18 protein-coding genes are annotated in these 25931 nt (G+C 69.5%); 6 read left to right on the top strand and 12 right to left on the bottom strand.

Annotation, left to right across the window (positions count from 1 at the left end; translation table 11 throughout):
* Positions 1-45: 45 nt before the first annotated feature.
* The 4 genes from iolD (at position 46) to LXM88_RS12290 (ending at position 4365) form a co-directional block, all read left to right on the top strand.
* Positions 46-1929, top strand: coding sequence for a 3D-(3,5/4)-trihydroxycyclohexane-1,2-dione acylhydrolase (decyclizing) (gene iolD / locus LXM88_RS12305; RefSeq protein ID WP_262542552.1), 1884 nt, complete (start codon positions 46-48; stop codon positions 1927-1929).
* 61 nt (positions 1930-1990) lie between these two features.
* Positions 1991-2920 carry a myo-inosose-2 dehydratase gene (iolE, locus tag LXM88_RS12300; protein ID WP_262542551.1) on the top strand — a complete coding sequence of 310 codons (930 nt, stop codon included), beginning with the start codon at positions 1991-1993 and terminating at the stop codon, positions 2918-2920.
* A 52-nt stretch (positions 2921-2972) separates the two neighbouring features.
* Positions 2973-3791, top strand: a complete 819-nt coding sequence (gene iolB, locus LXM88_RS12295; RefSeq protein ID WP_262542550.1) for a 5-deoxy-glucuronate isomerase — start codon at positions 2973-2975, stop codon at positions 3789-3791.
* Positions 3792-3870: 79 nt separating this feature from the next.
* Complete coding sequence (locus tag LXM88_RS12290; protein ID WP_262542549.1) at positions 3871-4365, top strand: heme-degrading domain-containing protein; 495 nt, start codon at positions 3871-3873, stop codon at positions 4363-4365.
* A gap of 61 nt (positions 4366-4426) precedes the next feature.
* Here the strand turns inward: LXM88_RS12290 and LXM88_RS12285 are convergent, their stop codons facing one another.
* The 11 genes from LXM88_RS12285 to LXM88_RS12235 form a co-directional block, all read right to left on the bottom strand.
* Entirely contained in the window at positions 4427-5173 is a 747-nt protein-coding gene (locus LXM88_RS12285) for a glucose 1-dehydrogenase (RefSeq protein WP_262542548.1), read from the bottom strand.
* Between the two features lie 161 nt (positions 5174-5334).
* A complete protein-coding gene (locus LXM88_RS12280; protein ID WP_262542547.1) occupies positions 5335-6042 on the bottom strand; it encodes an ABC transporter ATP-binding protein in 708 nt (235 codons plus the stop codon).
* Positions 6039-6791, bottom strand: a complete 753-nt coding sequence (locus LXM88_RS12275) for an ABC transporter ATP-binding protein (protein WP_262542546.1) — start codon at positions 6789-6791, stop codon at positions 6039-6041. Before LXM88_RS12275 ends, LXM88_RS12280 begins: the two co-directional genes overlap by 4 nt.
* Complete coding sequence (locus tag LXM88_RS12270) at positions 6788-8017, bottom strand: branched-chain amino acid ABC transporter permease (protein WP_262542545.1); 1230 nt, start codon at positions 8015-8017, stop codon at positions 6788-6790. Before LXM88_RS12270 ends, LXM88_RS12275 begins: the two co-directional genes overlap by 4 nt.
* Complete coding sequence (locus tag LXM88_RS12265) at positions 8010-8945, bottom strand: branched-chain amino acid ABC transporter permease (RefSeq protein ID WP_262542544.1); 936 nt, start codon at positions 8943-8945, stop codon at positions 8010-8012. Before LXM88_RS12265 ends, LXM88_RS12270 begins: the two co-directional genes overlap by 8 nt.
* A 9-nt stretch (positions 8946-8954) precedes the next feature.
* Positions 8955-9392 (bottom strand): acyl-CoA thioesterase, encoded by a 438-nt coding sequence (locus LXM88_RS12260; RefSeq protein WP_048244160.1) that lies wholly within the window; start codon positions 9390-9392, stop codon positions 8955-8957.
* A gap of 139 nt (positions 9393-9531) precedes the next feature.
* Complete coding sequence (locus LXM88_RS12255; RefSeq protein WP_262542543.1) at positions 9532-10068, bottom strand: NUDIX domain-containing protein; 537 nt, start codon at positions 10066-10068, stop codon at positions 9532-9534.
* 243 nt (positions 10069-10311) lie between these two features.
* Positions 10312-13698, bottom strand: a complete 3387-nt coding sequence (locus LXM88_RS12250; RefSeq protein WP_262542542.1) for a two-partner secretion domain-containing protein — start codon at positions 13696-13698, stop codon at positions 10312-10314.
* Positions 13699-13974: 276 nt separating this feature from the next.
* Complete coding sequence (locus LXM88_RS12245; protein ID WP_262542541.1) at positions 13975-17127, bottom strand: GLUG motif-containing protein; 3153 nt, start codon at positions 17125-17127, stop codon at positions 13975-13977.
* Between the two features lie 62 nt (positions 17128-17189).
* Positions 17190-18983, bottom strand: coding sequence for a ShlB/FhaC/HecB family hemolysin secretion/activation protein (locus LXM88_RS12240; RefSeq protein WP_262542540.1), 1794 nt, complete (start codon positions 18981-18983; stop codon positions 17190-17192).
* A gap of 287 nt (positions 18984-19270) precedes the next feature.
* Positions 19271-20515 carry a YbfB/YjiJ family MFS transporter gene (locus LXM88_RS12235; protein WP_262542539.1) on the bottom strand — a complete coding sequence of 415 codons (1245 nt, stop codon included), beginning with the start codon at positions 20513-20515 and terminating at the stop codon, positions 19271-19273.
* A 128-nt stretch (positions 20516-20643) separates the two neighbouring features.
* Here LXM88_RS12235 and LXM88_RS12230 point away from each other — a divergent pair, with 128 nt between their 5' ends.
* The gene (locus tag LXM88_RS12230) at positions 20644-21558 is read left to right on the top strand and encodes a LysR family transcriptional regulator (RefSeq protein ID WP_262542538.1); all 915 of its coding nucleotides are present in this window, start codon (positions 20644-20646) and stop codon (positions 21556-21558) included.
* A 233-nt stretch (positions 21559-21791) separates the two neighbouring features.
* Here LXM88_RS12230 and alaS read toward each other — a convergent pair whose 3' ends face one another.
* Positions 21792-24416: an alanine--tRNA ligase gene (gene alaS / locus LXM88_RS12225; protein WP_262542537.1), complete on the bottom strand. Its 2625-nt coding sequence runs from the start codon at positions 24414-24416 to the stop codon at positions 21792-21794.
* Between the two features lie 254 nt (positions 24417-24670).
* On the opposite strand from alaS, the gene LXM88_RS12220 reads away from it, so the two are divergent.
* Positions 24671-25891 (top strand): CaiB/BaiF CoA transferase family protein, encoded by a 1221-nt coding sequence (locus LXM88_RS12220; protein WP_262542536.1) that lies wholly within the window; start codon positions 24671-24673, stop codon positions 25889-25891.
* Positions 25892-25931: the final 40 nt, after the last annotated feature.

The following is a 25931-nucleotide window of genomic DNA, read 5'->3' as shown; positions in this document are numbered from 1 at the left end:
CGCATGCCCGTCATGACCGACCCGACTCCTCACTACTGACCGACGATGACCACCACCGTGAGACTGACCGTCAGCCAGGCGCTCGTGCGCTACCTGGCCGCCCTGCGCGCCGAAGTCGTCCAGCCCGACGGCCGCACCGAGATCCTGCCGTACTGCGGCGGCGTGTTCGCCATCTTCGGCCACGGCAACGTGGCCGGGCTCGGCGAAGCATTGCATGCCGAGAAAGACCGGCTGCCGACCTTCCGCGCGCACAACGAGCAAGGGATGGCCAATGCGGCCGTCGCGTTCGCGAAAGCTAATTTCCGCCAGCGGATGATGGCCGCGACGTCGAGCATCGGCCCCGGCGCGACCAACATGCTGACGTCGGCCGCGCTCGCGCACGTCGGCCGGCTGCCGCTGTTGCTGCTGCCCGGCGACGTGTTCGTGTCGCGCCTGCCCGACCCCGTGCTGCAGCAGGTCGAGGATTTCGAACAGGGCGACGTCAGCGCGAACGACTGCTTCCGCCCCGTCACGCGCTACTTCGACCGGATCACGTCGCCCGAACAGTTGCTGGTCGCGCTGCCGCGCGCGATCCAGGTGATGACCGACCCCGCGCAGTGCGGCCCCGTGTGTCTCGCGCTGCCGCAGGACGTGCAGACCTTCGCATACGACTGGCCCGAGGATTTCTTCGCGCCGCCGGTGATCCGGATGCGCCGACCGCCGGCCGACCCGCTCGAACTCGCCGATGCGCTCGACGTTCTGAAAGCCGCGAAGAAGCCGCTGATCGTCGCCGGTGGCGGCGTGCTGTACAGCCAGGCGTGGGACGCGCTGCGCGCGTTCGCCGACACGCACGGCGTGCCGGTCGCCGAATCGCAGGCCGGCAAGGGCAGCCTTGCGTGGGACCATCCGCTGAACCTCGGCTCGATCGGCGTGACGGGCTCGCCCGCCGCGAACCGCGCGGCCGCGCAGGCCGACGTCGTGCTCGCGGTCGGCACGCGGCTGCAGGACTTCACGACCGGCTCGCACGCGCTCTACGGCGACGCCACGCTGCTGAGCCTGAACGTGCAGCCGTTCGACGCGGGCAAGAAGCGCGGCCGGCAACTAGTCGCGGATGCGCGCACGGGCCTCGGCCAGTTGTCTGCCGCGCTGGCCGGCTGGCGCGCCGACGCAGCATGGACGGCCGCCAACCGCGACCAGGCCGCCGCGTGGAACTCGCGCGTGACGGAGCTGACGACGCGCGCGCCGAAGGACACGCTGCCGTACGACGCGGAAGTGATCGGCGCGGTGCGCGAATCTGCCGCCGACGCGGGGCGCGACAGCGCGCGCGACGACCTCGTCGTATGCGCGGCCGGCACGCTGCCGGCTGAATTGCACAAGCTGTGGCGCAGCGGCATGCCGGGCAACTACCACATGGACTATGCGTATTCGTGCATGGGCTACGAGGTCGCGGGCGGCCTCGGCGCGAAGCTCGCGCGGCCCGAGCGCGAAGTGATCGTGATCGTCGGCGACGGCTCGTACATGATGCTCAATGCGGAACTCGCCACTTCCGTGATGCTCGGCCGCAAGCTCATCGTCGTGATCCTCGACAACCGCGGCTACGGCTGCATCGAGCGGCTGCAACTGAATTGCGGCGGCGCGAGCTTCAACAACATGCTCGACGACTGCGTGCCGGAAGGCGGCGCGCGCTCGACGATCGACTTCGCGATGCATGCGCGCTCGATGGGCGCCGACGCGGTGCACGTGCGCGACGTCGGCGAGCTTCGCAGCGAAATGAAGCGCGCACGCGCGGCAACGAAAAGCCAGGTACTCGTGATCGACACCACGCACAAGCGCACGACCGACGACGGCGGCGCGTGGTGGGAAGTCGCGGTGCCGCAGGTATCCGAGCGTGCCGGCGTCGAGCAAGCGCACCGCGCGTATCTCGACGCAAAGACCCGGCAGCGGCGCTGATGCCGCGCGCTGCCTACCCACCCGCCACGCAAAAAAACCATACGAACCAAGGAAGCAAGTCATGAGCTGGAACGTCCGCATCGGTATCAATCCCCTGTCGTGGATGAACGACGACCTGCCGTCGCTCGGCGGCGAGACGCCGCTCGAAACGGCGCTGAAGGAAGGCGCCGAAATCGGCTACGCGGGCTTCGAGCTCGGCAACAAGTTTCCGAAGACCGGCCCCGAGCTGAAGGCGAAGCTCGCCGAGTTCGGGCTCGTGTGCGTATCGGGCTGGTATTCGGGCTTCCTTGCGGAAGTCGAGCCGGGCATCAGCGACGCCGATGCGGTCGCGGCGGAAATCGAACGCTGCCGCGCGCACATGACGAAGCTGCAGTACAACGACGTGAAGGTGGTCGTCTACGGCGAGTGCGCGGGCACGATCCAGGGCAGCATCGACACGCCGGTCGCGAAGCGGCCGCGCTTCGTCGACGACGCAGCGTGGCAGCGCTACGCGGCGCGCCTCGACGCATTCGGCGCGCACCTGCTCGACACGTACGGGATCAAGCTCGCCTACCATCACCACATGGGCGCGTACGTCGAGTCGCCCGACGACGTCGACAGGCTGATGGCGCTGACCGATCCGGCCAAGGTGTTCCTGCTGTTCGACACCGGCCACGCGTATTTCGGCGGCGCGGCCGACCCGGTGACGCTGCTGAAGAAGCACGTGTCGCGCGTGGTGCACGTGCATTGCAAGGACGTGCGCGCGCAGGTCGTCACGCAGGCGCGCAACGACGGCTGGAGCTTCCTGAACGGCGTGATCAACGGCACCTTCACGGTGCCGGGCGACGGCGCGCTCGACTACGACGCGACGCTGCGCACGCTGAAGGACGCCGGCTACGAAGGCTGGCTCGTCGTCGAGGCCGAGCAGGATCCGGCCGTCGCGCCGAGCTACGCGTATGCGAAAAAAGGCTACGACTCGCTGCGCGCGATCGTCGACCGGTTGAGCGCGTGAGCCTGCGAGCGCTCGAACGCATGAGCCCCACCCTATTGCGGAGCCCCACCCCATGACGATTTCTCCCCTGCTGGTCAAGGCATCCGCCGACCGCGAAATCTGCAACGTCACGCCCGAGTCGGCCGGCTGGAAGCATGTCGGTTTCCGCGCGCTGCGCCTGAAGGCGGGCGACACCGAAACGCTCGACACCGGCGCACGCGAGCTGTGCGTCGTCGTGCTCACGGGCACGGTGCGCGCGGAAGTGGACGGTGAAACCTACGATGCGCTCGGCAAGCGCGACAGCGTCTTCGAGGAAGTAGCGCCGGACGCGCTGTACGTGCCGGGCGGCAAGACCGTCACGCTGGTCGCGACGCGCGATGCGGAAATCGCACTGTGCACCGCGCCGTACGCGAGCGGCGACAAGCCCGTGCGACGCCTCGACGGCGAGCGGATGCGCCGCTCGGTGCGCGGGCAAGGCACCAATACGCGCTACGTGTGCGACATCCTGATGGGCGACAACCCGGCGGCCGAGCGGCTGCTGGTCGTCGAGGTCGTCACGCCCGCCAGCCATTCGAGCAGCTATCCGCCGCACAAGCACGACCGCGACGCGGCGCCCGACGAAACCTCGCTCGAGGAAACCTACTACCACCGGATCGATCCGCCGCAGGGTTTCGCGTTCCAGCGCGTGTACACCGACGACCGCAGCCTCGACGAAGCGTGCGCGGTCGAGAACCACGACGTCGTGATGGTGCCGCGCGGCTACCACCCGGTCGTCGCGCCGCACGGCTACAACCTGTACTACCTGAACGTGATGGCGGGGCCGAGCCGCGCGTGGGCATTCAAGAACGATCCCGCGCACGAATGGATGCTCGACGCGGCGCCGAAGCGCTGAACGAATCACGGGCAAGCGCGCGGCCCGTGACAACGCGACGCCGGCGCGCGAACCTGACTTGCGACGATACGGAGCCGCCATGGTGACGACCTTCCTGCGCATCGATCACGCGCCCTTCGACGACGACGCGCCGGACCTGGCGCTGCCGCACTTCAATGCCGAGGTCGCGCGCCGGCTCGGGGAAATCGCGGTCAATATCGCGTCGCGCCGCGGGCTGCCGATCGCGGTCGGCATCGTCGGCGAAGCGGCGCCGCTGTTCTACTGCGCACTCGACGGCAGCCGCGCGGAAGACAGCGACGCGATCCGCCGCAGGCAGAACACGGTGCTACGTTTCGGCCTGAGTTCGCTCGAGGTCGGCACGCAGTTTCGCCGCGCCGGCTGGTCGCTGCGGTCGCAGGGGCTGTCGGACGACGACTATGCGCTCGACGGCGGCGGCGTGCCGTTGCGAATCGCCGGTGCCGGCCTCGTCGGTGCGATGACGATCGCGGGGCTCGACTCCGAACGCAATCACGCGCTCGTCGTCGAGAGCCTGCGCTGGCACGTCGGCGCGAACGCGCTGGCGATGCTCGCGTAACGACGCGATCGGCCCGAACGGCGCACGCGCGCCGCTCGTGCCGATGCGCCGACGCGCAGGATCAGTTCAACCCGCCGCTCACGACGAGGTGTTCGCCGGTCATCCAGCGTGCGTCGTCCGATGCGAGGAACACGGCGACCGACGCGATGTCGTCCGGCTCGCCGAGGCGGCCGAGCGGCGTTTCGCTGCGCACCTGCTTGTCGAGATCGGAACCGATGATGCCCGCGCTGTGCGTGCCCTCGGTCACGATCATGCCCGGGTTGATCGCGTTCACGCGGATCTTGCGCGGGCCGAGTTCCAGCGCGAGCACGCCGGTGATCGCGTCGACCGCGCCCTTGGTGCCGCTGTACACCGCGCTGGCGGGCGGCGTGATGCTGGTCACCACCGAGCTGATGTTGATGATGCTCGCGCCTTCGCCGAGATGCTTGACGGCCGCCTGCGTCGTGAGCAGCACACCGAACACGTTCGTATCGAACTGCCGGCGGTAATGTTCTTCGGTGATCGCTTCGATCGGCGCGAATTCGTACACGCCGGAATTGTTGACGAGCACGTCGAGACGGCCGTACGACTCGATTGCCGTATCGACGATGCGCTGCGCATCGGCAGCCTTCGACACGTCGCCGCCGACCGCGACCGCACGGCCGCCGGCTTCGACGATCGCGCTCACCACTGCGTCGGCACCTGCCTTGCTGCTCGCGTAATTGACGACGACGGACGCGCCTTCCGCGGCCAGCGCCCTCGCGATCGCCGCGCCGATGCCCTTCGATCCGCCCGTGACGATCGCTACCTTGCCTGCCAGCTTGCTCATGATTTCATTCCTCAGTCAGAAGACTCTCGATGGGTGGCACCGGTTGCCGCGCTGACGCTGCGAACCGGCATGGCTGGCAATGTAAGACGCCGCGCGGCGGCGATAAAGCGGCTCGACACGAATTGTCTGGCGGGGCCAGCCGAACAATCGGTGCGGCGCCGTCAGCCGGCGCTCAGCCATGCGTTGGCGACATCGCCGCTCAGGCCGTCGAGCGCGCCGTCGTACACGATCCGCCCGCGCCCCATCACCGCGACGCGGCGCGCGAGCCGCGGCGCGAACTGCAGCCGCTGCTCGATCAGCACGATCGCGACGCCGTCGGCCTGCAGCGCGGCGAGGCACGCGCCGACTTCGTCGACCGCGAGCGGCGCGAGCCCTTCGGCCGGTTCGTCGACGATCAGCACGCGCGGGCGGCCGGCGAGCGCACGGACCAGCGCGAGCACCTGCTGCTCGCCGCCCGACAGCCGCCCGGCCTTCACGTCCGCGCGCGCGGCCAGCAGCGGAAAGCGGTCGAACAGGCGTTCGACCGCCGCGCGTTCGGCCGCGCCGGTCACGCCGCGCAGCCCGAGCTTCAGGTTGTCGCGCACTGTCAGCAGAGGAAACACGTCGCGGCTTTCAGCGACGTAAGCCACGCCGCGCCGCGCGATCTCGAACGTGCGCGCGCCCGCGCATTCGGCGCCGGCGATGCGCACCGACCCGGCCGTGCGCACGAGCCCCATCACGGCCTTCGCGAGCGTCGAGCGCCCCGACCCGTTGCGGCCGAGCAGCGCGAGCGTCTCGCCCGGCGCGAGCGCGAGATCGACGCCGTCGAGCACCGGCTGCATCCCGTACCACGCGCGCAGGTCGCGGATGTCGAGCAGTGCGCTCGTCATACGCCGCCCTCCCCGAGATACGCGGCGCGCACGGCCGGATCGGCGCGGATCGCATCGGGCTCGCCGGTCGCCACCACCGTGCCACGCACGAGCACCGTGATGCGTTCGGCGAAGCCGAACACCGCATCCATGTCGTGCTCGATCATCAGCACCGTGCGGCCCTGCGTCGTCGCGCGGATCAGCGCGATCATCCGCGCCGCCTGCGCGCGGCTCATGCCGGCCGTCGGCTCGTCGAGCAGCAGCGTGCGCGCGCCGCTCGCGAGCGCGATGCCGAGATCGAGCGCGCGCTGCTCCGCATAGCTCAGTTCGGCGGCCGGCGTGTCGCGGCGCGCGTCGAGCCCGATGTCGTGCAGCACGCGTGCAGCCGCGAGATCGACCGACGCCGATTCGCGCAGCCGGTTCCACCAGCGCCGCCGCTCGGCCGGCGCATGCAGCGCCGCGCAGCGCAGGTTGTCGAACACTGTCAGCCGCGCGAACGCGCTCGTCTGCTGGAAGCTGCGGCCGATGCCGAGGCGGCTCGCGACGACCGGCCCGCGCCCGCGCAGCTCGACGCCGTGCAGCACGACACGCCCGCGCGTCGGCCGCGTCGCACCCGCGATCACGCCGAACAGCGTCGACTTGCCTGCGCCGTTCGGCCCGATCAGCGCATGGCGCTCGCCGGCCGCGATGCTCAGCTCGACACCGTCGAGCACCGTTTGCGCGCCGAAGCGCTGCACGACGCCATGCAGCGCGATCGCGTTGCCGTTCATCGCCCGTCCCCCCGCTTGCCGGCCTGCGTGCGCTGCACGAACCGCGCGCGCCAGCCCCACAGCAGCGTGCCGATGCCGGCCGCCGAACACGCGACGGCCCAGCCAGCCGGCGTATCGGCGTCGATGCCCCACGCGCCGAACGCGAGGCCCGTACCGTCGTCCTGCGCGAAGCGCCACGCATAACCAAGCTCGCCCGCGCAGACGATCGCGACGCCCCAGAACACGCATGCGCCGACGCCGCACAACAGGCGCCACCGCTCGGCCGCCGGCGCGTCGCGGCGCAACGCGTGCACGAGCGCTTGCGCGATGCCGGCGATCCCGCGCGGCGCGGCCACGACGATCGCGACGAACAGCACGCCGAGATACAGCGCCCACGCGCGCGACACGCCTGCGACGACGATGCTCAGCGCGGTCAGCACGGCCGCGCCCGCCGCCGGCCCGAAGAACGCGCCGGTGCCGCCGATCACCGTGGCGATCAGCACGGTCGCCGAGCGCGCCATCGACACGCTGTCGGGTGTCGCGATTTCGACGTCGATCAGCGTCAGCGTGCCGGCGATGCCCGCGAAGAACGACGCGCAAGTGACCATCGCGAGCCGCACGCGGCGCGGATCGGTGCCGAGCGCGGCGACCCGTGCCGGGTTGTCGCGCACCGCGTTCGCGAGCCGCGCGAGCGGCGTGCGCGTCAGCGCGTGCATCGCCCACGCCGACACGACGCACCACGCGGCGATCACCGCATACGCCTGGGCCGGCGCACCGAAATGCCAGCCGCCCCACGGCGTGCCGCTCGCGCGGTCGATCGGCACGCCGCCGATGCCGCCGAACCACGCGGGCACGCTCCACGCGGCGGCCGCGACGCATTCGCCGAGCCCGAGCGTGATCATCGCGAACGCCGTACCCGAACGGCGCGTCGCGAGCAGCCCGGCGACGAAGCCGAAACCCGCGCCGGCCATGCCGCCTGCGAGCGGCAGCAGCGGCAGCGGCCCGCCGAAGCGGTTGAACCAGTGCGCGGCCGCGAATGCGCCAAGGCCCGCGAACGCCGCATGCCCGAACGACAGCAGCCCGGTCGTGCCGAGCTGCAGGTTGTACGACAGCGCGAGCACGACGAGCGCGGCCGTCTGCGCGAGATAACCGAGCACCGCGCCGTGCGGCCACAGCCACGCGGGCAGCGCGACGCACGCGGCGAACAGCGTCCAGCGCGCGAAGCCGGCGAGCGCGCGGCTACGCATCGGCACGCTCGCCGAACAGCCCGCGCGGCCGCGCGACCAGCACCGCGACGAGCAGCAGGTACGGCACCAGCGGCGCCAGTTGCGCGATCGACACCGCGGCCACGCTGTCGGGCAGCGCGACGCCGACCCACTGCGCGAGGTCGCGCAACGACGTGTCGCTCGCGGCCGCGAAGGTCTGTGCGAAACCGACGGCGAGCGACGCGGCGAACGCGCCGCCGAGCGAGCCGAGTCCGCCGATCACGACGACCGCGAACACGACCGACCCGACGGTCTCGGCGAGCGCGGGTTCGATCACCGCGAGCGGCGCGCCGATCACGCCGGCCAGCGCCGCGAGCGCGGTGCCCGCGCCGAACAGCGCCGTCATCACGCGCGGCACGTCGTAGCCGAGCGCCTCGACGGCCGCGCGATGCGTCAGCGCCGCACGCACGACGAGCCCGATGCGCGACACGCGCAGCAGCGCGCCGAGCACGACCAGCATCGCGGTGGACATCCCCATCATGAACAGCCGGTAACGCGGCAACGCGAGGCCGAACACGGTCACGGGCGCGCCGTCGAACAGCAGCGGCACCGGCGCCGGCAGCGGTGCAAGGCCCCAAAGCAGCTTCGCGCCTTCGCCGATCAGGTAGGCAAGGCCGAAGGTCAGCAGCAGCTCGCTCGTATGGCCGCGTGCCTGCACGCGGCGCAGCAGCACGCGTTCGCAGCCGGCGCCGAGCAGCCCGACCGCGAGCGGCGCGAGCACGAGCGCGGGCCAGAAACCCGCGCGCGCCGCGATGCTGTAGCCGACATACGCGCCGAGCATGTAGAAGCTCGCATGCGCGAAGTTGAGCACGCCCTGCACGCTGAAGATCAGCGTGAGGCCGGCCGACAGCATGAACAGCAGCAAGCCGTAGCTGAGGCCGTTGAAGGCCTGGAGCGCGAACGCGTGCACCGCGAGCGGTCAGGCGGCGAGCGGATCGAGCGCGGCGCGCAGCGCGTCGGGCAGCGGCACCGGGCGGCGCGTGCCGCGATCGACGTACACGTGCACGAAATGCCCCTGCGCGGCGGGCGCGGCGTCGCCTTGCGCGAACAGCCCGACCTCGTAGCGCACGCTCGACGTGCCGAGCTTGACGACGCGCAGCCCCGCGTCGACCGACTGCGGAAACACGAGCGGCGCGAAGTAGTTGCACTGCGTCTCGACGACCAGCCCGATGGTCTGCCCGTGCTCGACGTCGAGCACGCCCGCGCGGATCAGGTACGCGTTCACGACGGTGTCGAAGTAGCTGTAGTAGACGACGTTGTTTACGTGCCCGTAGACGTCGTTGTCCATCCAGCGGGTCGTGATCGGCAGGAAGTGGCGGTAGGCGTCGCGCGGACGCGGCTGCGGCTTGTCGGACATGGCGATGGCGGTCAGGACGATGGGGGCGACGAAGACGAAGCGCGGCGGCCGTAGGGCACGGCTCGCCGGCAGGAAGCGAAGCGCCGCGTCGCGATCGCGCGCGGCACCGCGGATGAAACGCTGCGGACGGGCCGGCCCGTCACTGCCCCGGCCGGTCGACGAATTCGAAATCGAGGCCGCGCGCGCGCATCCAGTCGGCGAGCGCGATGCCGGTGCCGGCGCGCCACGGGCGCAGCAGCGGCGGATCGACGAGCTTGTATTCGAGCAGTTCCGGCGACAGCGCGACCGTGCCCGACGCGCGCACGTGATACGCGATGATCAGTTCGTTCTTGCGGATGAATTCGTAGACGCCGACGAGCGACACGTGCTCGGCCTTCAGCGCCGTTTCCTCGAACACTTCGCGCGCGATGCCGTCCTCGGGCGTTTCGCCGTTTTCGAGGAAGCCGGTGATCAGCGCGAACATCCCTTCGGGCCAGGCCGCGTTGCGCGCGAGCAGGATCTTGCCGTCGAGCTCGACGATCGCCGCGACGACGGGCAGCGGGTTGTTCCAGTGAACATAGCCGCAGGTGTCGTCGGGGCACGCCTGGCGGACGCGGCCTCCTTCGTGGTCGGGATCGGCGCGCTCGGTCAGCGGGCACGCGCAGCGCGGGCAAAAACGGTAGTCGGCGGTGGTCATCGGTGGAGGCATGGCGAACGGGGCCGCCTGCATCGGCGGCCCCGTTCGCGCTCGGCGCGGGAAAGTCTCGATTCTAGCGAGTTTGCGCCGCGCCGAGGCTTTCCGCGACGACAGGACAAGCCGGCCGGAACGGCGCGGGCGATGCGATTCATCCGCATTCGGCCCGCGTCCGGATCGCCGGCCGCCGGATCGCCGGCCGCCGGCCGGTCGATCAAACCGCACCGCCGGCGCGGACGACGCCGGTCAGTCGCGGATGTCGCCGTAGTTGATGCCGGCGAGCGGCATTCCGGCTGGATTGCCGGTCGAACTGCTGCCCTTCACCAGGCCGACGTTGACGGCCACGAGCGAGCCCGATCGCTGCCTGTACTCCGGCGTCAGCGCGACGCGGGTTTTCGTCGTCGAGCTGTCGATCATGCCGAAATTCAGGCCCGCCAGACCGCCGAGCTCCGCATAGTAGCCTCCGGAAACCGTACCCGCCGACGACGACGATGCGATGGTGCCGCTGTTGGAACCGACCAGGCCGCCAACGTAGCTATCGTGACCGCCTTGCGCCGAACCGGTCGAAGCGGATTGCTCAACGGACGCGCCCATGTAGTTTTCGCCGATCAGGCCGCCGACCGCGCTGCGGCGATCGGCCCGCACATCGCCGGACGCATTCGCGCCGGACACGCGGCCCGCGTTGAAACCGACGAGGCCGCCGGCCTTGCCCGAGCCCGCGACGGTCACCGCGCCGGTCGCGCCGGACTTGAGCACCGCACCCGCGTTACGGCCGACGAGCCCGCCGGCAATGCTGTCGAATGCGGCCCAGACCTCGCCCGACGCCGACGATCCGTCGACGACGCCGTGGTTGGTCGCGACGAGGCCGCCGGCAACGCTCGAGAAATCGGCCGCCACCGAACCCGTCGAATCGGACGCCTGCACGGTGCCCGCATTGAAGCCGACGAGCCCGCCGGCCTGCCCGCTGATGCCTGCCGTCACGGTGCCGCGCGCCGACGATGCACGGATCGTGCCGTCGTTCACGCCGACCAGGCCGCCTGCGGTCGCGACATGGCCGCCGGAGACGTCGCCGGTCGCGAACGATCCGAGCACTTCGCCGGTCGCCGCATTACGGCCGGCAACCCCGCCCGCGATGCCGTTGCTGCCCGCCAGGACGTCGCCGTTCGCGCTCGACGCGTCGACCTTGCCCGCGTTGTGCCCGACCAGCCCGCCGGCCACGCCGGCCGTACCGGTTTCCACGCGGGCGCCGGACGTCGAGTCGCGCACGCTCGCGAAGTTCGCGCCGACCAGGCCGCCGATGTTCGACACACCGCCCATCACCCTGCCTGCGGCCGTCGACGCGGCGACGACGCCCCGGTTTTCGCCGACCAGGCCGCCCACGCGAGCGCCGTCGGTCGCCGCCACGATGCCGCTGAACCCGGACGCGTCCAGTCGGCCGGCGTTGTGGCCGACGAGACCGCCCGCGGACGCGTTGCGCGCGGCGCGCACGTCCGCAACGGCCGTCGACGCCTTCACCACGCCGCCGCTGTTCGCGCCGACCAGGCCGCCGACGCGGGCGCCGGTGCCGAGTGCCGTGATGGTGCCCGTGACCGTCGACGCATCGACGACGCCGCGGTTGTCCCCGACCAGCCCGCCTGCGCTGCCGCTCGACGCGCTGACGACCTGGACATCGGCACGGCTGTTGCGGATCATCGCATCGTCGCCGCCCGGCCCGATGAACGAGATGTTCTCGCCGGCCAACCCGCCGACGACCAGCGCATCCGCGCCGCCGTCGACGCGACCCAGCACGGCCGCGCGCTCGATCGAGCCGCCGAAGTTGCTGCCGACGAGCCCGCCGACGATCGTGCGGCCCACGCCGCTCACCACGACGTTCGTCGCCTTCACGTCGGAGATCGTGCCCGTGTTGTAACCGGCCAGCGTGCCGACACTCGCCGGCGACCAGCCGTACGGGACGACCGCGCTCGTCGACACCTTGTCGAGGCCGAGGTTGGCGATGCGCCCCGCGTTGAACGCGAAGAGGCCGACGGCATTGCTGCCGTGATTGGAAATCGACAGATTGCCGATGCTGTTGCCGAGGCCGTCGAACACACCGCCGAACGTACCTCTCGCGCCGATGCTCCGGAACGATGCACCGTTGCCGTCAATCGCATTGCCCAGCACGTAGCGGCCCCGCAGGTTCTCGTCCACGTTGCGCAGGCCCGCCACGTCGTGGATCACCTGATACGCGTCGCCGTTCGACGCGAACGATGCGTGACGGCCCGACAGCGTCGCCTGCGCGCCGTCCTGCGTGAACCGGTGGCCCTTCTTCGCGTTCAGTTCCAGTCGTGCGTGCTCGCCCGTCAGCGTCAGCTTGTCGTCGATCCGGATTTCGCCGGCCGCATTCGCCGCGATGCCCGCCTTCGCGCCGCTCGCCGTCAGCGACTGCTTCAGCGCGACGTCGCCCTTTTGCGACGTCAGCGTCAGTGCGTGGTCGTTCGTCCAGTCCACCGCGCCGTCCACCGTCAGGTCGCCCGACGTGTTCGTCAATGCGACGTTCGTCGTGCCCAGCGTGCGCGACAGCGTCGGTGCGTTCAGCGCGCCGTCGGCATTGTCCACGCCTGCGTTGGCCGATTCGATCGTCCACGTGCCCGTACGGCCCGAGACGCTACGCGTATCGACTTGCGCATCGCCCGACACGCGAACCTGTTCGCCGCGCGTCGTCACGGAGCCGCCTGCCGCGTTCAGCTTGCCGGCGACCTGTACCAGACCGCCGTCCAGCACGATCCTCCCGTTTCGCGCGCTCAGCCCTTGCGCCTCGATCGTCCCGCTGTTGTTCACCACCGCGTTCAGCAGGCCGTTCGCCGCGCGCGCCGTCATCAGCACCTCGCCGCCATCCGCCTTCAGCAGCCCGCCGTTGTGCGCCTGTGCGTCCATCGCGCCGCCTTCCACCTGCAGGTTCAGCAGACCGCTGCCGTCGAAGTTCACGTTGAACGCGTTGCCCGCGCCCAGCGCCACGCGGCCCGCCTGCGCACGAATCACGCCCGAGTTCGACACCCGTGCGCCCAGCAGCGCCACGCTGCCGCCTTCGGCCGCGGTGATCTTTCCGGCGTTCTCCACCGACTTGCCCGATACGCCCGCGAACCGGTAGTTGCCCGCCAGGAAATCCTTGTCCGACACGTCCTTCGTCGACGCCACCAGCGCACCCACGTTCACCTGCGCGCCCGCGCCGAACACCACGCCGTTCGGGTTCACCAGGAACACCTTGCCGTTCGCGTCGATCTGGCCGTGAATCTGGCTGCCGTTCGTGCCGATCACGCGGTTCAGCGCGATCGACTTGAAGTCCGGCTGCTGGAACGACACGCGCTCGCCACCCGCCACGCTGAAGTCCTGCCAGTTCGTGATCAGCTTGTCCGTGTGCTGGTTGATCGACATCGTCTTGCCGTCCGCCGACGTCGCGATGTCGGCCTGCCCCGATACCACCGCGCCGCCCGTCGGCAGCGCATAGGCGCTCGTCGCCGCCAGACCCAGCAGCGACACCCCCGCCGCCAGCAGGCGCTTGCCGCCGCCCGACTTGCCGCGACGGCGCGCGGTTTCGCTCACCGCGCACCAGCCGCCCTGCGCTTCGTTCCACACCAGTGAATAGGCTTTATTCATTTGGAATCCTCTTTATTTGATATTTGAATGCTCGCGGGAAACGAGCAATCGATCACGCATACCCGGAAATACCGGGCAGCCTGAACCCCTATGCCTGATACAGGCACCGTCCACCGTGCATCTGGCCGAACGGGCCTGCATCCGGATCGACCGGTCGTTTCCGGCCGACTGGCATAGCCATGCGATCGAAACATCACGCAACGATCGGGGCATGGCACCGGTCGGCGCGATTGCCGCCCGTGCCATCCGCGATGCCACACCCCGCGCCGACGCGAATTACCGCTTGCCGTCGATCAGGCCGATGTTCATGGCGTTGAACGGCTCGACGGATGCCGCCCCCGTCGTCTGGCTCGATTCAATGCGTCCCGAATTGATCCCGACGAAGCCACCGAGGAACATCGAGCGTTCGTGAGCCGGGTAGTCGAGCTTCGCGCTCGTGCGCGACGAGCGAATCTTGCCGGTGTTCCCGCCCACGAAACCGCCGGCGATCGAATAGGCGGTCGCAACCGTTCCCGACGCTTCCGAATCGGCAATCAGCCCTTCGTTCCACCCGGCAAAGCCGCCGATCGCTCGCCCGCCGACGCTCGACACCTTGCCGAACGCCTTCGAGTCGCTCACGACGGCCGCCTGGCTCTTGTTGAAGCCGACCAGGCCGCCCAGGTAGCTGTCACGCCCAGCGGAAACGCTCGACTTCGAACTCGACGACGCGATCGTGCCGCGGTTCTCGCCGACGAGCCCGCCGATCGAGTTCTCGAGGCCGCCGCGCACAGTGCCGCTCGACCGCGAACCTTCGATCGTTCCGGCGTTGACGGCCACGAGCCCGCCGACGGTGCTCGCGTTGCCGGCGCTCACGTCGCCTTCCGCCACCGCCTTGCGAATCGCACCGTCATTCTTGCCGACCAGGCCGCCGACGACGCCCTTCGCCGCATCGGCCACGCGCCCCTTCGCCGATACGTCCGCGAGGACCCCGCCGAGATTCGCGCCCGCGAAGCCGCCCACCGCGGCCGCACCGTTTCCGCCGGCATTGCCGGACGCGTGCGATCCGCTGATCTCGCCGCGCTCGTGGCTGCCGACGAACCCGCCGATCGTGCTGCCGGCCGTCGCGGAAACGTTGCCGCTCGCCGATGCATCGCGAATGGTGCCGTCGTTGTTGCCGACCAGACCGCCGACCTTCGCACCGGTCGTCGCGCTGACGTTACCGCTGGCCGACACGTTCGACAGCGAGGACCTCATGTTCCAGCCGACTGCACCGCCGGCATAGCCGCTTTTCCCGGCCGACACGGCCATCGACGCAGTCGAGCGGTCGATGGTGCCGTCTGCGGAGAAGCCGGCGAGACCGCCTGCGAACGCGTTGTCACGCACCCGAAGCTTGCCGCTGCTCGACGAATCCGCGACGGTCGACTCCCAGTTCGCGCCGACGACACCGCCCGCCATGTACATGCCGAACGACGACGACCCGTTGCTCGTGATCTCCGCGTCGGCATGGCTGTTCGCGATCCGCGCGCCGCCGGCGTTCTGGCCGACGATCCCGCCGATCGACGTCGTCTTGTCGTTGCCGGTGACACGCCCCTGGAAGCGCACGCCGTCGACCACACCGCCATCGTTCGAGCCGACGAGACCGCCGGCGACGGCATACTTCGTGCCGACGGACGAGACGGTCATCCCCGTCGCACGGACGTTGGCGATCGTCCCCCGGTTATAGCCGACCAGGCCGCCGAGTTCGGTGACGCCCTGGCCCGTCCGGCTGCTCACGGACAGCGAATCGAGTGCGAGATTGGCGATACGCCCGTGGTTCTCGGCAAACAAGCCGACCGTCGGGGCTGCGCCGGTCACGTTCAGCCGGGACACCCGGTTGCCGAGACCGTCGAACGCGCCGTCGAACGCGCCGATGCCCTGGAACGACGCACCCTTGCCGTCGATCGCGTTGCCCAGCACGTAGCGGCCCTTCAGGTTCTCATCGACGTTGCGCAGGCCCGCCACGTCGTGGATCACCTGATACGCGTCGCCGTTCGACGAGAACGATGCGTTGCGGCCCGACAGCGTCGCCTGCGCGCCGTCCTTCGTGAACCGGTGGCCCTTCTTCGCGTTCAGTTCCAGTCGTGCGCGCTCGCCCGTCAACGCCAGCTTGTCGTCCACGCGGATTTCACCCGCTGCATTCGCGGCCACGCTCGCCTTCGCGCCGCTCGCCGTCAACGACTGCTTCAGCACGACGTCGCCCTTTTGCGACGTCAGCGTCAGCCCGTGATCGCTCGCCCAGTTCACCGCGCCGTCAACCGCCAGGTCGCCCGACGTGTTCGTCAATGCGACGTTCGTCGTGCCCAGCGTGCGCGACAACGTCGGTGCGTTCAGCGCGCCGTCGGCATTGTCCACGCCCGCGTTGGCCGATTCGATCGTCCACGTGCCCGTACGGCCCGACGCCGCGCGCGTGTCGACCTGTGCGTCGCCCGCCACACGCACCTGCTCGCCGCGCGTCGTCACCACGCCGCCGGCCGCGTTCGCGTCCTGACCGCTCGCGTTCAGCTTCCCGCCAACCTGCACCAGGCCGCCATCCAGCACGATCTTCCCGTTGCGCGTGCCCAGCCCTTGTGCCTCGATCGTTCCGCTGTTGTTCACCACCGCGTTCAGCAAGCCGTTCGCCGCACGTGCCGTCATCAGCACCTCGCCGCCTTCCGCCTTCAGCAACCCGCCGTTGTGCGCCTGCGCATCGATCGCGCCGCCTTCCACCTGCAGGGTCAGCAGACCGTCGCCGTCGAAGTTCACGTTGAACGCGTTACCCGCGCCCAGCGCCACGCTGCCCGCCCGTGCACGGATCACGCCCGTGTTCGACACCCGAGCGCCCAGCAGCGCGACGCTGCCACCTTCGGCCGCCGTGATCTTCCCCGCGTTCTCCACCGACTGGCCCGACGCGCCCGCGAACCGGTAGTTGTCCGCCAGGAAATCCTTGTCCGACACGTCCTTCGTCGACGCCACCAGCGCACCCACGTTCACCTGCGCGCCCGCGCCGAACACCACGCCGTTCGGGTTCACCAGGAACACCTTGCCGTTCGCGTCGATCTGGCCGTGAATCTGGCTGCCGTTCGTGCCGATCACGCGGTTCAGCGCGATCGACTTGAAGTCCGGCTGCTGGAACGACACGCGCTCGCCACCCGCCACGCTGAAGTCCTGCCAGTTCGTGATCAGCTTGTCCGTGTGCTGGTTGATCGACATCGTCTTGCCGTCCGCCGACGTCGCGATGTCGGCCTGCCCCGATACCACCGCGCCGCCCGTCGGCAGCGCATAGGCGCTCGTCGCCGCCAGACCCAGCAGCGACACCCCCGCCGCCAGCAGGCGCTTGCCGCCGCCCGACTTGCCGCGACGGCGCGCGGTTTCGCTCACCGCGCACCAGCCGCCCTGCGCTTCGTTCCATACCAGCGAATAGGCCTTATTCATTTGGAATCCTCTTCATTTGATTTTTGAATGCCCGTGCGTAACGAGCTGCCGATCAAGTCCGCTCAGAAATACTGGGCGGCCTGAACCCATACGCTCGGAGATCGGGTCGGCGAATCGCCTCCCCGGCCGAGCGGCAATGCGGCCGTCAGCGTGACTTGCCGCTTCGCGCCATACCAGCTCGCGCCGACACCCGCCGCCTGCATGTGTTGCGTATTGCGTTCGCGCGTCCACGGTTGCCGGTTGAGCTGCACACCGCCCGCGTCGACGAACGTGCTGACCTGCCAGCCGGGCGCGACGAGATAACGCAGTTCCGCGCTCGCCTGCCAGCCCTGATCGCCGCTGCCTTCGCCCAGCGCATACGCGCGCACGCCGTACGGGCCGCCCAGGCTGAATTTTTCGGATGAGTCGAGATTGCGCGACGCGAGCTGTGCGCTGACTTGCGCATACAGCTGGAAGCGGCCGCCCAATGCCTGAATCCGCTGCGCATTCAGGTTCAGCTTCGCGAAGCGGCCGATCGCCTTCGTCAGCGGGTTCGACACGAACACATCGTCGCTGCGCAACCGTCCCACGCCGAACATCACCGAGAAGCCGCTGCGGCCGCCGCCCAACCAGCCGTCCTGGCTGTTGCCGCTGAGCCCGAAGGTCCACAGGCCGACGTTCTTGTCGTTGCGCAGCGAGTACGTGCCGTACTCGTCGCTCATGTTCTTGTTTTCGTATTGAACCTGCGCGGTGAGGTTGAGGTCGCGCGCGCGCACGATCGGCTGCGCAACGTATGCGGTCTGCACGCTGGCGCGCCCGCTCATCTCGAGATCGGCAAAACGCCCGGCAACCCGGTAATGCAGCGACGAATACGCGACGCCGACCCGCGTGGACGCCGGCCCGACCGGCACCTGATAGGCGGCACGGTAATAGCGTTGCCGTTCGTCGGTGCCGAGCCCGCGCAGGCTCAGCCGATCGCCGAGCCGCAACGGCGCATTGACGTCGACGCTGCCGCCGACGCGGTAGCGCCCCGTCGATACCGCCCCGAAGTTGTCGAATTCGAGCGACCCTGACGCGGGCGCCGCGCGTTCGGCCTCGACGACGAGATCGGTCGTGCCGGGCGCTTCGCCCGGGCGCAACGTACCGCGCGCGCCGACGCCCGCCAGATCGTCGAGCAGCAGCAGGCTGCGCTCGAGGCTGGAGCCGCGCACGACGTCGCCCGAATGCAACGCGGCAAGCGGCTGCCGCAGCACGGCATCGAATACGCGGGAATGGTTCTGGAGCTCGATCTTGCCGTAGCGCCCTTCGGCGACTTCGATGCGCACGACACCGTCCTCGATGTCCTGCTTCGGCAGGTAGGCGCGCGCAAGCACGTAGCCGCGCTCGCGATAGTAGGCGGTGATTCGCTCGGCCGCGCGCTGCAGGTCGGCGAACCCGAGCGTGTCGCCGGCGAGCCCGGCGACGAGCGCCTGCAGCGTGGCGCTGTCGAATACGGTGTTGCCGCCGACCTCGAACGCGCGCACGACGATGCGCGGCCCGGCTTCCGGTGGCGGCTGCGCGGCGCTTTCGGACGGGACGATCTCGAGATCGGGGGCGGCTTCCGGCGGCAGGGCCGGCCGCGACGTTTCGACATCGCGCATCGTCGAGCCGGCGTTCGGCACTTGTGCATGCGCATGCCCAGACAGGCTCGCGGCGCCCGCCCCGCACAACAGCGACAGGCACAGCGCAAGGCTGCCCCCGCTGATTGCATGTCGCACGCCGCCGGCTTCGACGGCCACAGCCCGCGAGCCGGTCGGGCGAGGATCGGCGACGAGGAAAGCGCCGATGTCGTCGCGGAAACGGACGACGATTCTTGTTTGAACTTGATCTGCCCACATACGCCACAGCATCCGAAGTCGAATCGCCGGAACACTCCGGCGATCAATTTATTCGGCGGATGCTACAGACAGACATTCCCGATGTATGTAGATCATGTACGAAATTTGGGCGGAATCTTTCGTTCAAATCAGGTGGCGTACGAAGTTATGCCGGGTGAATGAAATACAGTAATCCTATTCAATTACCATGACTCATATCGACATCGACTATCAAGACTCGCGCCTTTCCGGCGCAGGCGGCTACGCAGCGCCTGTCGACGCGGCGCGCGATCCGCCGTCGGCCGTCGTCAGATTCGCGGCGGTCGACGCGCGGCGGCCGCCGCGATGACCGCGAACCCCGCCGCCCCGGCCAGCAGCGTCGCGGCCGCGACCCACAGGGCCGGCGTGAACGATCCATATCGCGCGACCAGCGGCGCCGCCACGAGCGGCCCCGCGATCTGGCCGACACCGTACGAAGCGGTCGCATAACCCATCAGCCCGGCCGCGCGCTCGCCGTGCAGGCGGCGCGCCTCGCGCATCGCGAACAGCGTGATCGCGGTGAACGGCAAGCCGAGCAGCACGCAACCGAGCGAAAAACCCGCTGCGTTGGGCCACACGATGCCGGCCCCGATGCCCAGCGCCTGCGTCGCGCAGCCGAGCGCGAGCAGCAACCTGTTGTCCCAGTGCCCGGGCAGCCGCGCGGCGGCGAGCGCGCCGACGATCAGCGCCGCACCGAACATCGGCCAGAACAGGTCGGGCCACGGTGAACCGGCCGGCAGCGCCGCGCGCGCGATCACCGGCAGGAAGGTCGCCGTGATGATGTAGCCGAAGCCCGGCATCCCGTACAACACGACGAGCCACGCGGCATCCGCGCGATGGCGGCGCGAGGTATCCGGCGCGGCCACGGCCGCTGCGTGCGGCGCGGCGCAGGACGGCGGCTGGCCAGCCGCAGGCGTCCCGGCGAACGCGCGCCAGATCGCGACCGACAGCACGGCCGACAGCGCCGCGAAGCCGAACCAGCCGAGCGCCGCGCGATGGCCGGCCAGCGCGCTGCCGATCAGCCCCGTCAGCACGATGCCGGCGCCCGGCCCCGCGTAGATCACCCCGCTCCACTCCGGCGCGTGCAGTTCCGAGAGCCGGCGCAGCCCCCATTGCGATACGAACACGAACGTCCACGCGCTGACTACGCCGGCGACGAAGCGCACCACGAGCCACAGCGGCAGCAGATGGCCGGCGCCCATCGCGGCCGTGAGCAGCACGGTGGCCGCGAGCCCGAAGCGGATCATCCGCGCGGGCGCGACGCGCAGCGCCGCGCAACTGACCGCGCCGGCGAAGTAGCCCGCGTAATTCGCCGATGCCAGCCAGCTGCCGGCCTTCAGGCCGATCGAGCCGTCGGCGAGCATCAACGGCAGCAGCGGCGTGAACGCGAAGCGGCCGACGCCGAGCGCGACGGCCAGCCCGATCATGCAGGCCAGCGCGGCCGCACGGGCGCGGCGGTCGGCTTCGTCTGACGAAAGCGCATGGGCGGTGGGTGATGCATCGAAACGGGACATGGCGGCAGCTCGGGCCGCCGCATGCGATGCGCCGGCCGCGACGAGGATCGGGATGGCGTCATCCTAGCTTGACCAACCGTTCTCGAAAAATGAATAATTAAGAATCCAGTCATCCCTTGGAGAGAATCATGGATCTGGCGGCGCTGGCGATTTTCCGGGCCGTCGTGCGCGAGAACGGTGTGACACGCGCAGCGGCCAAGCTCAATCGCGTGCAGTCGAACGTGACGACGCGCATCAAGCAGCTCGAGGAAGAACTCGGCGCGGCGCTGTTCGTGCGCGACGGCCGCCGGCTCGTGCTGACGCCGGCCGGGCACACGCTGCTGCCGTATGCGGAGCGCCTGCTCGCACTGGCCGACGAGGCGCGCGACGCGGTGCGCGAGGACACGCCGCGCGGGCGGCTGCGGCTCGGCACGATGGAAAGCACGGCCGCGAGCCGGCTGCCGACCGTGCTCGCCCGCTATCACCATGCGTGGCCCGACGTGTCGCTCGAGCTCGTGACGGGCACGACGGGCTGGCTGATCGGCAAGGTGCGCGACTTCGAGATCGACGCCGCGCTGTTCGCGCGCCCGCCGGCGCCGGACACGCTGCCCGACACGTTCGAGACGGTGCCGGTCTTCCGCGAGGATCTCGTGTTGCTCACGCCGCGCGGCCATCCGCCGGTGCGCACGCCGCGCGACGTGATCCTGCCGACGCTGATCGCGTTCGAGCGCGGCTGCACGTATCGGAAGTACGTCGAGCAGTGGTATGCGGCGCACGGGATGAAGCCGGCGCGCGTGCTCGAACTCGGCTCGTATCACGCGATCGTGGCATGCGTCGCGGCCGGCGCGGGCATCGCAGTCGCGCCGCGCTCGGTGCTCGACCTGCAGCCGGAAACCGACCACGTCACCGAGCATGCGATTCCGGAATTCGAAGGGATCGATACGCTGTTGGCGTGGCGGCAAGGTTATGCGTCGGCGGCGCTCGCCGCGCTGCGCGACGCGCTTGGGGAGGCCGGGCGGCAGCCGGACGCGGCGCAGAAGCCGCGCGTGGCGCAACCGGCCTGAAGCGATACGCCAACGGACGCGCGACGGCGAACTCGCGCACCGTCCGTTTGCGTGCCGGGCAACCGTTCGTGCGTCACGCAGGGTGGCGGATCGCCCCCTCGCACCGCGCGTAAACGCAAAACGACCCGACCGGCACCCACGCCGATCGGGTCGTTTCATGCTGTTCCGTCGAAAGAACCGCGCGGTGCAGGCCGACGCGCCGCCCTCGCGGGCGCCGCGCCGGCCAGGCCCGATCAAAGACGCTCTTCGACCCAGCCCTTGACGCCAGCCAGCGCGCCCGGCAGGTTGGCCGGCTCGGTACCGCCTGCCTGCGCCATGTCCGGACGGCCGCCGCCCTTGCCGCCGACCTGCTGCGCGACGAAGTTCACGAGCTCGCCGGCCTTGACCTTCTTGCTCGCGTCGGGCGTGACGCCCGCGATCAGGCTGACCTTGCCGCCTTCGACGGCCGCCAGCACGATCGCCGCGCTCTTCAGCTTGTCCTTCAGCTTGTCGACCGTTTCGCGCAGCGTCTTCGCGTCCGCGCCGTCGAGCGTCGCGGCCAGCACGTACACGCCGCCGATTTCGACGGCCTGCTGCGCGAGCTCGTCGCCCTGGCTCGATGCGAGCTTCGACTTCAGCGCGCCCAGTTCCTTCTCGAGCGACTTCACCTGGTCCTGCACCTGCGCGATGCGCTGCGTGAGCTCCGACGGCTGCGCCTTCAGCGCGGCCGCCGCTTCGTTCACGCGCGCGTCGAGCTCCTGCACGAAGCGCACCGCGTTGTCGCCGGTGATCGCCTCGACGCGGCGGATGCCGGCCGCGACGCCGCCTTCGACGACGATCTTGAAGAAGCCGATGTCGCCGCTGCGGTGCACGTGCGTGCCGCCGCACAGTTCGCGCGAGAAGCCGAGATCGAGCACGCGCACTTCATCGCCGTACTTCTCGCCGAACAGCGCCATCGCGCCGCCCTTCACCGCTTCGTCGTACGGCATCACGCGCACGATGCCCGGCGCGTTCGCGAGGATTTCGTTGTTGACGATCTGCTCGACGCGACGGATTTCGTCGTCCGTCATCGGCGCGTTGTGCGCGAAGTCGAAACGGGTTTTTTCCGCGTCGACCAGCGAACCCTTCTGCTGCACGTGCGCGCCGAGCACTTCGCGCAGCGCCTTGTGCATCAGGTGGGTGGCCGAGTGGTTGCGCTGCGTGCGCGCACGACGGTGCGCGTCGATTTCCGCACGCATCACGTCGCCGACCTTCAGCGTGCCCTGCTCGAGCGAGCCGTGATGACCGATCACGTCGGCCTGCACTTTCAGCGTATCGGCCACCGCGAAGCGCGTCGACGCATTCGCGAGCACGCCCTGGTCGCCGACCTGGCCGCCCGATTCCGCATAGAACGGCGTGTGGTCGAGCACGACGACCGCATCCTGGCCGGCCTTCACTTCGTTGACCGACGAACCGTCGACGTACAGCGCGACGACCTTTGCATCGTCGAACGCGATTTCTTCATAGCCGTGGAAGGTGGTCTTCGCGCCCGTGTATTCGAGGCCCTGCGTCGCCTTGAACTTGCCGGCCGCGCGCGCCTGCTCGCGCTGGCGCGACATCGCATCGTCGAACGCCGGCTCGTCGACCGTCATCCCGCGCTCGCGGCACACGTCGGCCGTGAGGTCGAGCGGGAAGCCGTAGGTATCGTGCAGCTTGAACGCGAGTTCGCCGTCGAGCACCTTGCCGCCCTTCGCGTCGACGTCGGCCAGCGCGCCCTCGAGGATCGACATCCCGTGCTCGATCGTCTCGAAGAAGCGCTCTTCTTCCTGGCGCAGCACGTCGGTCACGCGCTGTTCGGCTTCCTTCAGCTCCGGATACGCGACGCCCATCTCGGCGACGAGGTCGGCCACCAGCTTGTGGAAGAACGAACCCTTGCGGCCGAGCTTGTAGCCGTGGCGGATCGCGCGACGCACGATCCGGCGCAGCACGTAGCCGCGGCCTTCGTTGCCGGGAATCACGCCGTCGACGATCAGGAACGAACATGCGCGGATGTGATCGGCGATCACCTTCAGCGAGTTGTTGGTGAGGTCGCTGATCTCGGTCACGCGCGCGGCGGCCTTGATCAGGTTCTGGAACAGGTCGATCTCGTAGTTGCTGTGCACGTGCTGCAGCACCGCGGCGAGACGCTCGAGGCCCATGCCGGTGTCGACCGACTGCTTCGGCAGGCGCGTCATGTTGCCCTGCGCGTCGCGGTTGAACTGCATGAACACGAGGTTCCAGATCTCGATGTAGCGGTCGCCATCTTCTTCAGGCGACCCCGGTGGGCCGCCCCACACGTCCGGGCCGTGATCGTAGAAGATTTCCGTGCACGGGCCGCACGGGCCCGTGTCGCCCATCGTCCAGAAGTTGTCCGACGCGTAGCGCGCGCCCTTGTTGTCGCCGATCCGGATGATGCGCTCGGCCGGCACGCCGACTTCCTTCGCCCAGATGTCGTATGCCTCGTCGTCTTCCTGGTAGACGGTGACCCACAGCTTTTCCTTAGGCAGCTGGTAGACCGTGGTCAGCAGCTCCCACGCGAAGCGGATCGCGTCGTGCTTGAAGTAGTCGCCGAACGAGAAGTTGCCGAGCATCTCGAAGAACGTGTGGTGGCGCGCCGTGTAGCCGACGTTCTCGAGGTCGTTGTGCTTGCCGCCCGCGCGCACGCTGCGCTGCGCCGTCGTGGCGCGCGAGTACGGGCGCGGGTCCGTGCCGAGGAAGACGTCCTTGAACTGGACCATGCCCGAGTTCGTGAACATCAGCGTGGGATCGTTACCGGGCACGAGGCTCGACGAGCGGACGATCGTGTGGCCCTTCGATTCGAAGAATTTGAGGAATTTCTCGCGGATTTCGGCAGCTTTCATGGCGTGCGGGGACAGTCTGGCAAAGACGGCTTCAAACGCCGGCGCCCTTGGCGGGGCGCGCGGCGGCATGGATTCGGAAACGATCGATTATACGGGATCGGGGCCGGCTTCCGGGCAAAGCGCCGGCAAAGCGGCTCGGCCCTCCGGATGGGCCGGCTGGGCCACCCGCGCGGCCGATTCGCCTTAAGATGCGCTTCATGCCAATCGGCCTTGCCGGACAACGCAGGCCAGCCAACAAAGGAGACGATTCGACGATGGGTGCCCTGAGCCATATCCGCGTGCTGGACCTCACCCGCGTGCTCGCGGGCCCGTGGTGCGCGCAGACCCTTGCCGATTTCGGCGCGGACGTGATCAAGGTCGAGCGCCCGGGCGCCGGCGACGACACGCGCCACTGGGGGCCGCCGTACCTGAAGGACGCGGACGGCGCGGATACCGCCGAGGCCGCGTACTACCTCGCGGCGAACCGCAACAAGCGCTCGGTGACGATCGACATCGCGACGCCCGAAGGCCAGCAGATCGTGCGCGAACTCGCCGCGCAAAGCGACGTCGTGCTCGAGAACTACAAGGTCGGCCAGTTGAAGAAATACGGGCTCGATTACGATTCGCTGCGCGCGGTGAAGCCCGATCTCGTCTACTGCTCGGTCACCGGCTTCGGCCAGACCGGCCCGTACGCGCACCGCGCGGGCTACGACTTCATCGTGCAGGGGATCGGCGGCTTCATGAGCATCACCGGCGAGCGCGACGGCGAGCCGGGCGGCGGCCCGCAGAAGGCCGGCGTCGCGATCGCCGATCTCGCGACCGGGCTCTACTCGACGATCGCCGTGCTCGCCGCGCTCGCGCACCGCGACCGTACCGGCGAAGGCCAGTACATCGACATGGCGCTGCTCGACGTGCAGGTCGCGCTGCTCGCGAACATGAACACCAACTTCCTCGCGAGCGGCAAGCCGCCGGTGCGCTGGGGCAACGCGCATCCGAACATCGTGCCGTACCAGACGTTCCAGACGAGCGACGGGTGGATCATCGTCGCGGTCGGCAACGACGGGCAGTTCCGCAAGTTCGTCGAGGCCGGCGGCCGGCCCGAACTCGCCGACGACGAGCGCTTCGCGACGAACCCGTCGCGCGTGCGCCACCGCGACACGCTGGTGCCGATCCTCGCGGAGATGGTGAAGGCGCGCGGCAAGGCCGACTGGATCGGCGTGCTCGAGGCGGCCGGCGTGCCGTGCGGGCCGATCAACGATCTCGACGAGGTGTTCGACAACGAGCAGGTCGTCGCGCGCGGGATGCAGGTGTCGCTGCCGCACCCGTGCGGCGCGGACGTGCAGCTCGTGCGCAACCCGATCCGGATGAGCGCGACGCCGCCCGACGCGCGCACGGCCCCGCCGCTGCTCGGCGCGCAGACCGACGACGTGCTGCGCGACATGCTCGGTTACGACGATGAACGGATTGCGGCGTTGAAGGCGAAGCAGGCGATCTGACGAGCGGCCGCTTCAACGGCTCGCGCGGCGGCGGCCATCC

Source organism: Burkholderia sp. S-53 (assembly GCF_025560745.1).
Lineage (GTDB): Bacteria > Pseudomonadota > Gammaproteobacteria > Burkholderiales > Burkholderiaceae > Burkholderia > Burkholderia pyrrocinia.
This window is presented reverse-complemented; position numbering and strand designations above follow the sequence as displayed.